11 protein-coding genes and 1 riboswitch are annotated in these 11,965 nt (G+C 61.2%); of the genes, 7 read left to right on the top strand and 4 right to left on the bottom strand.

Features of this window, described 5'->3' with window-relative positions:
* Positions 1-3: 3 nt before the first annotated feature.
* The 3 genes from V1T76_RS02525 to V1T76_RS02515 are packed head-to-tail and all read left to right on the top strand — an operon-like array spanning position 4 to position 4,902.
* Positions 4-1,293 carry a M16 family metallopeptidase gene (locus V1T76_RS02525; RefSeq protein ID WP_330559043.1) on the top strand — a complete coding sequence of 430 codons (1,290 nt, stop codon included), beginning with the start codon at positions 4-6 and terminating at the stop codon, positions 1,291-1,293.
* 29 nt (positions 1,294-1,322) lie between these two features.
* Positions 1,323-1,961, top strand: coding sequence for a GNAT family N-acetyltransferase (locus V1T76_RS02520; protein WP_330559042.1), 639 nt, complete (start codon positions 1,323-1,325; stop codon positions 1,959-1,961).
* Positions 1,962-1,992: 31 nt separating this feature from the next.
* Positions 1,993-4,902 (top strand): EAL domain-containing protein, encoded by a 2,910-nt coding sequence (locus V1T76_RS02515; RefSeq protein WP_330559041.1) that lies wholly within the window; start codon positions 1,993-1,995, stop codon positions 4,900-4,902.
* Between the two features lie 223 nt (positions 4,903-5,125).
* Here the strand turns inward: V1T76_RS02515 and V1T76_RS02510 are convergent, their stop codons facing one another.
* From V1T76_RS02510 to ispH, 4 genes are read right to left on the bottom strand one after another with little or no spacing between them, the layout of a single operon-like run.
* A complete protein-coding gene (locus V1T76_RS02510) occupies positions 5,126-6,049 on the bottom strand; it encodes a diacylglycerol/lipid kinase family protein (RefSeq protein WP_330559040.1) in 924 nt (307 codons plus the stop codon).
* Between the two features lie 17 nt (positions 6,050-6,066).
* Complete coding sequence (gene rnhA, locus V1T76_RS02505) at positions 6,067-6,537, bottom strand: ribonuclease HI (protein WP_330559039.1); 471 nt, start codon at positions 6,535-6,537, stop codon at positions 6,067-6,069.
* Positions 6,534-7,499, bottom strand: a complete 966-nt coding sequence (gene thrB, locus V1T76_RS02500; protein ID WP_330559038.1) for a homoserine kinase — start codon at positions 7,497-7,499, stop codon at positions 6,534-6,536. Before thrB ends, rnhA begins: the two co-directional genes overlap by 4 nt.
* Positions 7,500-7,503: 4 nt before the next feature.
* On the bottom strand, positions 7,504-8,505 hold the full coding sequence (gene ispH, locus V1T76_RS02495; RefSeq protein WP_330559037.1) for a 4-hydroxy-3-methylbut-2-enyl diphosphate reductase: 1,002 nt from the start codon (positions 8,503-8,505) through the stop codon (positions 7,504-7,506).
* Positions 8,506-8,693: 188 nt separating this feature from the next.
* Here ispH and V1T76_RS02490 point away from each other — a divergent pair, with 188 nt between their 5' ends.
* From V1T76_RS02490 to V1T76_RS02475, 4 genes are all read left to right on the top strand, one after another.
* Positions 8,694-9,278 (top strand): hypothetical protein, encoded by a 585-nt coding sequence (locus V1T76_RS02490; protein ID WP_330559036.1) that lies wholly within the window; start codon positions 8,694-8,696, stop codon positions 9,276-9,278.
* A gap of 225 nt (positions 9,279-9,503) precedes the next feature.
* Positions 9,504-9,596: riboswitch (glycine riboswitch) on the top strand.
* Positions 9,597-9,778: 182 nt separating this feature from the next.
* Positions 9,779-10,930, top strand: a complete 1,152-nt coding sequence (gene gcvT / locus V1T76_RS02485; RefSeq protein ID WP_330559035.1) for a glycine cleavage system aminomethyltransferase GcvT — start codon at positions 9,779-9,781, stop codon at positions 10,928-10,930.
* Between the two features lie 26 nt (positions 10,931-10,956).
* On the top strand, positions 10,957-11,328 hold the full coding sequence (gcvH, locus tag V1T76_RS02480) for a glycine cleavage system protein GcvH (protein ID WP_330559034.1): 372 nt from the start codon (positions 10,957-10,959) through the stop codon (positions 11,326-11,328).
* Positions 11,329-11,331: 3 nt separating this feature from the next.
* Positions 11,332-11,817 (top strand): OsmC family protein, encoded by a 486-nt coding sequence (locus tag V1T76_RS02475; RefSeq protein ID WP_330559033.1) that lies wholly within the window; start codon positions 11,332-11,334, stop codon positions 11,815-11,817.
* Positions 11,818-11,965: the final 148 nt, after the last annotated feature.

The raw sequence follows: 11,965 nt of genomic DNA, 5'->3' as shown, positions 1-11,965 counted from the left end.
CATATGAAAGTACAAACAACAATTCTCGACAACGGGATGACGGTCGTCACCGACCAGATGCCGCATCTTAAAACGGCGGCCCTTGGCGTTTGGGTGCGCACCGGTTCGCGTGCGGAAACAGTCCATCAGAACGGCATAACCCATCTGCTGGAGCATATGGCCTTCAAGGGCACCAAGTCTCGAACGGCCCGCGGAATCGCTGAGGAAATCGAGGCAGTTGGTGGTGAGCTGAACGCCTCCACCAGCATCGAACACACCAATTACTATGCACGTATACTGGCCGAGGACACGCCGCTTGCGGTGGATATACTGGCCGACATCCTGCAAAACTCCACGTTCGATGCCCAGGAACTGACGCGCGAACAGCATGTGATCCTGCAGGAAATCGGCGCTGCCAACGACTCTCCCGACGATCAGGCATTCGACCTGTTTCAGGAAACCGCCTGGCCGGACCAGGCCATCGGACGGCCGATCCTCGGAACGCCGGAAACGGTGCAGGGGTTCAACCGGGACGCGCTCAACGCCTATCTCTCAGACCGCTACAGGGCACCCGATATGGTTCTGGCCGCTGCCGGGGCTGTGGAGCATGAGGCGCTTGTGGCTCTTGCCCGCGAAAAATTTGGCGGGTTCAATTCCGAACCTGCCGCGCCGGAATCGGAAGCGCGATACCGGGGTGGGGAAACCCTCCGGCCGAAGGAGCTGATGGAAGCCCAGGTTCTGATCGGGTTCGAAGGCCAGCCCTATAAATCCGCGGACTATTACGCCATCCAGATCCTTGCGTCCGTTCTGGGCGGAGGCATGTCGTCACGCCTGTTTCAGGAAATCCGTGAGAAACACGGCCTCTGCTACGCCATCTACAGCTTCCACTGGGCGTTCTCCGATACCGGCTTGTTCGGTCTGCATGCGGCCACCAGCCAGGAAGACCTGGCGGCTCTGATGCCGATGATCGTGGAAGAGCTGATCGCCGCCACGCAGACGATCACCGACGAGGAAGTTGCCCGGTCCAGGGCACAGATCCGCGCCGGCCTGATGATGGCGCTGGAAAGCCCGGCAGCACGGGCCGGTCAGATTGCCCGTCAGATCCTCGTGCACAACCGTGTGCTCGATCCGGACGAGATTTCTTCGAAGATCGAAGCCGTGACGGCCGCCGATATCCGCAGGGTCGCCCACCAGACCTTTGTGGGCACGGTGCCGACGCTGACGGCGATCGGGCCGGTGGACGGCATCATGACTGCGGACGAACTCGCCGGCCGGCTTCAGCAGAGCCCGGTCCTGCGGGCTGCGTCCATGTAAGACTGGCAGAACAAGGCGGAGAGTGGGGCATGGCGCTTTTACGGCCGGGAGCATCACCTGACGCCGAACTGCTGATCGAGGCGGGAGGCTATTACCTTCGCCCGCCCATCATGTACGATTTCAAGCCCTGGGCGGAGCTGCGCGGCGAAAGCCGGGCCTTCCTGAAGCCCTGGGAGCCGCTCTGGCCTTCCGATGACCTGACCCGCACAGGCTTTCGCCGACGCTTGCGCCGCTACTCGAAGGACCGCAAGGAAGGCCGTAGCCTTTCCTTTCTATTGTTCCGCGCGCGCACCAACGAAATCCTCGGCGGTCTGACCCTCAGCAATATCCGCAGGGGGGTCAGCCAGACTGCGACACTTGGCTACTGGATGGGAGAACGGCACGCGGGAAAAGGACATATGTCCTCGGCTGTCGCCATGATCTTGCCGTTTTGTTTCGACGTTTTGAACCTTCATCGTATTGAAGCGGCCTGTCTGCCAACCAACATGCCGTCCATCCGTCTGCTCGAAAATGCCGGGTTCCACCGGGAAGGCTACGCACGCAACTATCTGTTAATTAACGGGACCTGGCAGGACCACCTGCTGTTTGCCTGTTTGGCGGAAGACCATGCGTCACGACCTGAAAAGGTGGCACCGAGCGTCGAGGGAATCTTGAAAGAATTCTTGTGACATGCGCTACAACCCGGTACTTCTTCGCCCCATGTCGATTATGATACCGGATCCGATAAGAAGCGTGTTCAGAAACCTTGTCATTTCTCTGGCGTTGTTTGCAACGTTGCTTGGCAGCCTGCCGGCAAGGGCGCTGGAGCCGATCCCTGTTCCGATCGATGTCGAAGCGCTGGATATCACCAATTCCGTCGACCTGCATCGCGAGGCCGGAACCCGCCTGCAGGTGTCGACCGCACCGGGTGCGGACGGCATCGTGCGCCGCATCGAGGTCCCCTCGCGTGAGGGCACCAACACCAACTGGGCGGTTTTTGCGCTGGCCAATACCAGCGATGAACAGATCGACCGCCTGATCGTTGCTCCCAACTACAAGCTGGTCGGCTCCGACCTGTTCTGGCCGGATCTCGGCTCCTCGCGCATTCTGGCGATCACGCCAAGCCAGGGCATTGCTCCGGAACGCCAGAAAAGTCTTGAGGCCGATGTCTTCCTGGTCACGCTGGATCCGGGCTCAATCGTCACCTTCGTCGCGGAAATGACGACGCCGAACCTGCCGGAAATCCGGATCTGGGAGCCGGACGTCTACGAGGAAACCGTCAACGCCTACACGCTTTATCGCGGCATCATTCTGGGCATTTCCGGCCTTCTGGCCCTGTTCCTCACCATCTTGTTCGTGGTCAAGGGCACGGTCATGTTCCCGGCCACGGCAGCGCTCGCCTGGTCGGTTCTGGCCTATCTGTGCATTGATTTCGGCTTCTGGGGCATGGTGTTCAATCTGGAAGGAGGCGGCAGCCAGTTGGCGCGCGCCTGCGCCGAGGTCATGCTCGCGGCCAGTTTGATCATCTTCCTCTACGCCTATCTCAATCTCAACCGCTGGAACATTCACTACTCCCACCTGGCACTGACGACGCTGATCCTGATCCTGGGTCTGCTAGGCGTTGCCGTTTGGGACCCGTCGATTGCCGCCGGTATTGCCCGTCTGGCGCTGGCCGTCATCGGCATACTCGGCTTCGTCACCATTGCCGTGCTCGCCTTCCAGCATTACGACCGCGCCATTCTGCTGATCCCGACCTGGTGTCTGCTGATGGCCTGGCTGGTCGGGGCGGCGATGACCGTGACCGGCTATCTGTCCAACGACATTGTTCAGCCGGCCCTTGGCGGCGGTCTCGTTCTCATCGTGCTGCTGATCGGCTTCACGGTGATGCAGCATGCCTTTGCCGGCGGTGCGATTGCGCAAGGCCTTATTTCCGATGTCGAACGCAAGGCCCTGGCGCTCACCGGTGCCGGTGACATCATCTGGGACTGGGACATTGACCGCGACCGCATCTACACGGGCAACGAGGTTGAAGACCTGCTCAACCTGAAGCGCGGCACCCTGGAGGGGCCGGCGCGCGACTGGCTGGATATCCTTCATCCGCAGGACCGCGACCGATTCCGGGCAACGCTGGACGCGGTCATTGATCAGCGCCGCGGCAAGGTCACGCAAACCTTCCGGCTACGCTCCGAAGATGGCCATTTCCGGTGGTTCCGACTGAGGGCGCGTCCGATTATCGGCTCCGACGGCGAGGTGATCCGCTGCGTGGGCACGCTTCTGGACGTAACCGAGGAACGCACGGCGGAAGAACGTCTTCTGCACGATGCCGTCCACGACAATCTGACCGGCCTGCCGAACCGGGAGCTCTTCGTTGACCGCTTGCGCACCAGCGTCATCCGGTCAAGGGCGGAAGAAACCACAAAGCCGACTTTGCTCGTGCTCAATCTGGACCGGTTCAAACAGGTCAACGACAGCATCGGCCTGTCTGCCGGTGACAGCATTCTGCTGACGGTTGCCCGCCGGCTTGGCCGGCTGATCGGTCAGCAGGACACGCTCGGCCGCCTGTCCGGCGACCAGTACGGCCTTGTCCTTTTGTCCGAACAGGAGCCTGACCGGATCGTCGCGCTGGCGGATTCCCTGCGCAAGGCCGTCCGTGCGCCGATCACTTTCGGTGATCGGGAAATCTTCCTGACCTGCTCCGTCGGCATTGCCTTCTTCGAAGGCGGCAAACAGGCGGTTGAAGACATGGTCACCAATGCGGAGATCGCGCTCAATCACGCCAAGCGTCTGGGCGGTGACCGGCAGGAAGTGTTCCGGCCGATCTTACGTCCGCTCGACAAGAACATCGTCGACCTGGAAGCCGATCTGCGCGAGGCGATCAAGAAGGAAACGCTCGGCGTCTACTTCCAGCCTATTATCCGGCTGGAAGACCAGTCCGTGGCCGGCTTCGAAGTGCTGGCGCGCTGGAACCACGCCAAGCGCGGCAAGATTTCACCGTCGGAGTTCATTCCGGTTGCCGAGCAGTCCGGTCTGATCAACGAACTGGGCATCTACATGCTCGACAAGGGCGCGCAGCAGCTGGCGTTCTGGCAACGTGAGTTCCCGTTGCCGCAGCCGCTGTTTGCGTCGGTCAATCTTTCGTCGCGCCAACTGTTGAAGCAGGACCTGATAAACGATGTTAAAGCGGTTCTGTCGCGAACCTCGCTCACTCCGGGCACCTTGAAACTGGAGCTGACGGAATCGCTCGTCATGTCCAATCCGGAATATTCCGCCAAGGTTCTGGAGCGCCTTCGCGGGCTCGGTGCGGGTCTGTCACTGGATGACTTCGGCACAGGGCATTCCTCGCTGTCCTACCTGCAGCGGTTCCCGTTCGACACGATCAAGATCGACCAGTCCTTCGTGAAACCGAACGGCTCGTCCGCGCGGCCGGTGTTGCTGAGGACAATTGTCGCCATGGGCCATGACCTTGGCATGTCGGTCGTCGCCGAAGGGGCGGAGAGCGAGAATGACGCGCTGGAACTCTACCAGCTCGGCTGCGAATACGCTCAAGGTTTCTATTTCGGAGAGGCCGTCACGGCGGCGGAAGCCACCAAGATCCTGCGCAAGATGCCGGCGCAAGCCGAAACGGCTTGATGTTCGCCGGCGTCTATTTCTCCCGGTAATAGGGCCTTCCGGAACGGTTGCGAGCGAACCTGCTTTACAAGCTCTCCGTCGCGCCGTTGGCTCTCTTTTTGCTGAAGCTTCGGGTTGGGCAAGGTCATGGCATGGATTGCAGGGGCGGGCCCTGCAATGACTGCGCGAGATGATGTCCTCGGGAGCGTAAGAGGCGAGGGGACGTTGCTACGCGGTCTCCGCGTCAGGGTGCCAGGATAGGCACTGTCTTGTCCGTCTGCCGGATTTCCAGTGGCGTCGCGCCGAAGGGGTCGCCGTCCACCTGCGCGGCGACGGCGCCCGTTGCCAGAATGGATGCGGATGAGAATGGGCGCACAAGGGCGCCCTTGGCCTTGTGGATGCGGCCCATCAGAAGGGCAACGCCGTAGCAGAAGGACGACCAAGGGTCGTCTTTTTCCAGAACCAGCATATGCAGGCCCGGATCGGTCGCTCCGCCGGGACAGATGACGAAGGGGCCACCGTAGTGGCGGGCGTTGCTTGCAACGGCGAGCTTGCCGGTCACTTCTTCTCCATCAAGGATGACTTTAAGCGATGCGCTCTTGCGTTTGAAGCCGGTGCGCAGGGCCGTGATGACATAGGCGAGCTTGCCAAGGCGCCGCTTCAGGGACAGGGGCACGGCGTGAACGACTTCAGCATCGAACCCGGCGGAGGCCATCAGCACGAAAGGCCTGCCGTTGGCGAGGCCGTAATGCAGTTGTCTCGTCTTCCCACGCCGTATCAAGGCCGCGATCGCCTTTGCAGTGCGCGGCAGGCCGAGTTCCAGTGCCAGCACGTTGGCAGTCCCAAAGGGAATAATACCCAGCTGCGGCGGGGCGGGGTGGTTCTGAAACCCGGTCAGCGCCTCGTTGACGGATCCATCACCTCCGGCGACCACAAGCGTCTGCACGGGCAACGAGGGATCAGAGCAGATGTCGCCGATTTCACCGGCGTGACGGGTCAGCCGGATCTCGGTCTTGCAGCCAAGATCTTCCAGCCGGTTGCGCACGTCGTCCAGAAGTTCGGCGTTGTAGCCACCCGAGGTCGGGTTGGCAACTATCAGCACCTTTCCGGCCATATCCGGAACCATTGTGCGCACTGCCGCTGCGCCGGACCACGAGAAAAGTCTCACTCAAAATCCTCTGCTCATCAGACAGGATTCGTTTTTTCGCCGTTCTTATACGGGGCCATTCCGCCGCGCGCCAGTTCATCGGCGCGTTCATTGTCCGGATGGCCGGCATGACCCTTGACCCAGTGCCAGGTCACGTCGTGACGTTCCCTCGCGGCGTCAAGGGCTTGCCAGAGATCCGCATTCTTAACCGGTTTGTTGGCAGCCGTGCGCCAGTTTTTGCGCTTCCAGCCGTACATCCATTCCTTGATGCCACTGCGCACATAGGTGCTGTCGGTATAAAGGTCGACGGCGCACGGGCGCTTGAGGGCATTCAGCGCCTCGATGGCAGCCATCAGTTCCATGCGGTTGTTGGTGGTTTCCGCTTCACCCCCGGAAAGCTCCTTCTCGTGCTCCCCGAACCGCAGGATCACCCCCCAACCGCCCGGGCCTGGATTGCCAGAGCAGGCGCCGTCCGTATAGATCGTGACCCGATTGGTGTTTTCCGTCATCTCTCCAACCCATAGGCTTCGGCGGAAGAAATGCTCTGATGAAAGCGAAGCTTCTTCAGGTACTCCAGCGGATCCTTCGGCGTTACCAGCGCGCCTTCCGGGACGCTCAGCCAGTCGTAAAGCCGCGTCAGCAGGAAGCGCAGGGCAGCGCCCCGGCAAAGGGTCGGCAGGGCATCATACTCGGCCTCGCTCAATGGCCGCACAGTGGCATAGCCCTTGAGCAACGCCTTCGCCTTGGTAACGTTGAACGAAATGTCCTGCTCGAAGCACCAGGCATTCAGGCAGATGGCAATGTCATAGGCAAAGGCGTCGTTGCAGGCGAAATAGAAGTCGATCAGCCCGGACAGCTCGTTGCCGAGAAAAAACACGTTGTCCGGAAACAGATCCGCATGGATCACGCCGCCCGGCAGGTCGTTCGGCCAGACCTTTTCAAGATGATCGAGTTCACGCGCGATCTCGCCGCCAAGGCCGGGATGGACGGTGTCGCTGCGTTCCCCGCATTGATCGAACAGCGGCCGCCAGCCGCTGACGTCGAGCGCGTTCTTGCGGAAGCCGTCGTAATCGGCGCCGTCCAGATGCAGCTCGGCCATGGACCTGCCAAGTTCGGCGCAATGATCGACCCTGGGCCGTTTGACCCACATGCCGTCCAGAAAGGTAACGAGCGCCGCCGGCCGTCCGGCGAGCGTGCCCAGAAGCTTGCCGTCCCTGGAGGGAACAGGCGTCGGGCAGGAAAGGCCCTTTGCGGCCAGATGCTGCAACAGGTTCAGAAAATAAGGCAGGTCGTCCGGGTTCACGCGCTTTTCGTAAAGCGTCAGGATGTAGGACGCCTTGTCCGTGTGGACCAGGAAGTTGCTGTTCTCGACGCCCTCGGCAATGCCCTTGAAGGACAGCAGGCGACCGACATCATAGCTGCCGATGAAGTCGTTCAGTTCCTCATCGGTCACTTCGGTATAAACAGCCATGGGGTTATCCGGCGGCGGCCTGGGAGGCGTCGATCATGTCGCGCAGCTCCCGCGGCAGGTTGAAGGAAATCGTTTCTTCGGCAGTGCGCACCATCTCGACCTTCACGTCGAACCGGTCGGCAAAGGCCGCGATGATTTCCTCTACCAGAGTTTCGGGCGCGGATGCACCCGCCGTCAGACCCAGTGACGTGATTCCTTCGAAATCCTGCCAGTCAATGTCGGTTGCGCGCTGGATCAGCACTGCCGTCCTGCAGCCAGCCCGTTCCGCAACCTCGCGCAACCGCTGGGAGTTTGACGAATTCGGAGCGCCGACAACGATCATCGCATCCACCTTGGGCGCCACATGCTTGACCGCTTCCTGCCGGTTGGTGGTGGCGTAGCAGATGTCTTCCTTGTGCGGAGCGACAATCTGCGGGAACCTTTCCTGCAAAACCGCCACGATGCCGGCCGTGTCGTCCACGGACAAGGTGGTCTGCGTGATGTAGGCAAGCGGACGGTCGGTCTTCGGCGTGAAGGCGCGCGCGTCGTCCTCGGTCTCGATCAGGCTGACGGTGCCTTCCGGCAACTGGCCCATGGTGCCGATCACTTCGGGATGGCCCGCATGACCGATGAGCAGAATTTCCCGATCCCGCCGGAAGTGGATTTCCGCTTCCTTGTGGACCTTCGACACCAGCGGGCAGGTGGCATCAAGGTAGAACATCTTGCGGCTCTGGGCATCTTGCGGCACGGATTTCGGCACACCGTGCGCCGAGAAGATCACCGGCCTGTCGGTGTGTCCGGCCGGAATTTCCTCCAGCTCTTCCACGAAGACAGCGCCCTTGGCCTTCAGCCCGTCAACGACGAACTTGTTGTGCACGATCTCGTGACGGACGTAGACCGGACTGCCATATTTCTCCAGCGCAAGTTCCACGATCTGGATCGCGCGGTCGACACCGGCGCAAAACCCGCGGGGGGCGCACAGGTGAATGGCAAGCGGTGTTTTTTCCTGTCTGCTCTCGGTCATCATGCTCTTTCGAGGAACGTTTCTGCGCGCAATAAGGGCTCGCAGCCCGGCTGTGTCAAGGGATGTGCGGCAAGCTGAACCATTTCAGCCACAATGAGCTGCTTGAAGGTTTGCGTTTGACAAGCCTCGCCAAGCAATTCTTCACCTGCTATGAAGCTCCGCCGACAAGTGTTGCATTTTATGGAATGAAGATGATCAGTGCGATTCACGCCGTCTCCGGCAAGACCCTGAAGAAAATTCTGGCCGTCGGCCTGTCCGCCGCGGCTTTGGCGGGGTGCATGAGTGCCGCTGACGGTGTCGCGGGCAAGGTGATTTCCGGTGGTCAGAAGCCGATCGAGATTTCGCCAGATACCTTTGCACCACCCGTTCCCTGTCCAGCGTTGCAGCTTCAATCCAACACCTACCTGATCCGCAAGTATGTTCGCGGCAAGGATGATGACCCGCAGGGTCTGCTCTATCAGGCAACCGTGAAGGACTGGGCCAACACCTGCACGCAGCAACCCGACGGCAGCCGCCGCATGAAGCTGGGCCTGTCGGGCGATGTGACGTCCGGTCCCGCCTGGAAGGGCGGTGAGGTGGTCCTGCCGATCCGAGTCGCGATTGTGCCCGGTGGCAGCGGAGCCAAGCCGATCAGTTCCGAGATCCTGAAAATTCCGGTGACGCTCGGCGCCAATTCTCCCAGCGAAACCTGGACGCTGATCGAAGAGAAATTCACCATACCGGCAGGCGCGGAAGCCAAGGTCATCTTCGGATTTGATGAAGGTCGCCGCCGCTGAGGCTGCTATTCGCATCTAATTTACCGATTTCCGGTACCTGATCTGGTCCCGACCGGGGCGTTTGAACCCGGCGGGCCGCCGGCTGCGCGCGGCCTGTCGGACGGTGCCTAAAATTTGCACCGGCAAAATTGCGGGGGCCGCATGTCGCATATTGACAAGACTATGTCCGCCTCGCACAATCCCGCCCCAATCGGGGTCGTCCCCCGGTTGGCGTGGTGACACGTCAATGTTTATGCGGGAGAGGCCGGGTGAAAGGATCCTGGCGCCGAAGGAGCAACCGCCCCGGAAACTCTCAGGCAGAAGGACCGCATGAACTGCAACGCTCTGGAAAGCAGTGCTCCGCAAGTGGGTTTGCGGACTGCTCACCGAAGGAGTAACCGCAAGCTGCCGAAGGCGCCGGGCGGGAAATCTCTCAGGTACTCGGACAGAGGGGGTGCAGACGGATCAGGACCTAAAGGTGCCGATTCGGGACTGCGCAACCCCGAATACGAGGACCGTTCATGGCGGAAACCGTTGCAGACGAAGATCTGAAACAAACGCCTCTTCACGACCTTCATGTTGAACTGGGTGCACGCATGGTGCCGTTTGCCGGCTATTCCATGCCCGTGCAATACAAGGCCGGTATCATGGCCGAGCACCAGCAGACGCGCACGAAGGCCGGCCTTTTCGATGTCTCCCACATGGGCCAGGCCCTGTTGATCGGTCCCGATCACGAAACAACGGCACGGGCGCTGGAAGCCCTGACCCCGTCCAATTTCGTCGAGCTTGGTCACGGCCGTCAGCGCTACACGGTGCTGCTCAACGACGAGGGTGGCATCATCGATGATCTGATGGTCACTCGCCCGCTGTCCGAAGACGAAGACGGCAAGCTGATGCTGGTGGTCAACGCCTCCCGCAAGGATGTCGACTACGCACATCTGCGCGAGAGACTGCCTGAAAACGTAACCCTTGAAGTGATCGAGGACCGCGCGCTGATCGCGGTTCAGGGCCCGGAAGCTGTCGCCGCCGTTGCCGCACATGCCCCGCAGGCGGCTGACCTCGGCTTCATGGCCGCAGCACCAATGGAATTCGACGGGATCGACTGTCACGTTGCCCGTGCCGGCTACACCGGCGAGGACGGCGTCGAGATGTCCGTGCCGGCAGGCGCCGCCGAGGCCATTGCCCGCGCGCTGCTGGCCGACGACAGGGTGGAGCCGATCGGCCTTGGCGCCCGCGACAGTCTGCGTCTCGAAGCCGGGCTTTGCCTTTACGGCCATGACATCGACGAGACGACTTCGCCGGTCGAAGGCGCGATCACCTTTTGCATGCAGAAGCGTCGCCGCGAAGAAGGCGGCTTTCCCGGTGCTGAGCGCATTCAGGGTGAACTTGAAAACGGCCCTGGCCGTATCCGCGTCGGCCTGCGCCTTGATGGCAAGGCCCCCGCGCGGGAAGGCGCCGAGATCGCCTTGCCCGATGGGCCGGTGATCGGCACCGTCACATCCGGCGGTTTTGCGCCCACCGTGGGTGCACCGATTGCCATGGGCTATGTGCCGGCGGAGCATTCCGAAATCGGCACGTCCCTTGAATTGATCGTCAGAGGCAAGCGCCTGCCCGCCACCGTTGCGGACATGCCGTTTGTTCCGAACCGGTATTACCGCAAACCCAAAGCATGACACTTTCCAGATAACGGACGCACAATATGACCACCTATTACTCCAAAGACCACGAGTGGATTGCCGTTGACGGCGACACCGCCACCATTGGCATCACGTCTTACGCGCAGGAACAGCTCGGAGACGTCGTGTACGTGGAACTGCCGGAAGCCGGCAAGGCGCTGTCGCAGGGCGATGAAGCTGCTGTTGTCGAATCTGTCAAGGCTGCCAGCGAAGTCTACGCACCGATCGACGGCGAAGTCGTTGAAGCCAACGATGCGCTGGTGGACGAACCGGCCAAAGTCAACGAAGATCCGGAAGGCGCTGCATGGTTCATCAAGATGACCGTCGGCAATTCGGATCAGCTGTCCGACCTCATGGACGAGGCAGCCTACAAGGCGTACGTGGAGACGTTGTAATTCATGGCAGGGCACTACTACACGGCACAGGTGGAATGGGCATGCGACGGCGACTACGCCGCAAATGCTTATTCCAGAGGGCATATATGGCGTTTTGACGGCGGCCTGGAGGTTCCCGCAAGCGCATCGCCCACGGTGGTACCCCTGCCGTACTCCATTGAAGCCGCCGTCGATCCGGAAGAGGCTTTCGTCGCCGCCATCTCGTCCTGCCACATGATGTCCTTTCTGGATCTGGCCCGGCGGGCGAACTTCGTTGTCGCCAGCTACAGCGACCGTGCCCAGGGCCAGATGAGCCGTGTGGCGCGGGGCAAGATGGCGATCACGAAAGTGGTTTTGCGGCCTGCAATCACGCTGGTTGCAAAGGAAAATCCGGACCCGACCTGGCTGACGGATCTGCATGAAAAGGCGCATGACGTCTGTTTCATCGCCAACTCCGTGAACTGCGAGATCGTTGTGGAGCCCGAACCGCTCCGCCTCGTCGCACCCTGAATGTGCGGACTCGGCCGCACGCTGTCGTGGCCGGTTCCATGCTCTGGATGGCAACCAGTTCTCTCCTCCGTCCTCCTGGATGGCGCAATGGCGCCGACCCGGGATCGGGGAACCCGTAACCGGGAGCCTGCCGGCTCTCTGGTCCGGG

Origin of the sequence: Roseibium sp. FZY0029, assembly GCF_036350355.1 — a bacterium.
GTDB lineage: Bacteria > Pseudomonadota > Alphaproteobacteria > Rhizobiales > Stappiaceae > Roseibium.
Note: the sequence above shows the minus strand (reverse complement) of the source record. Positions and strands in the feature narration are given on the sequence as shown.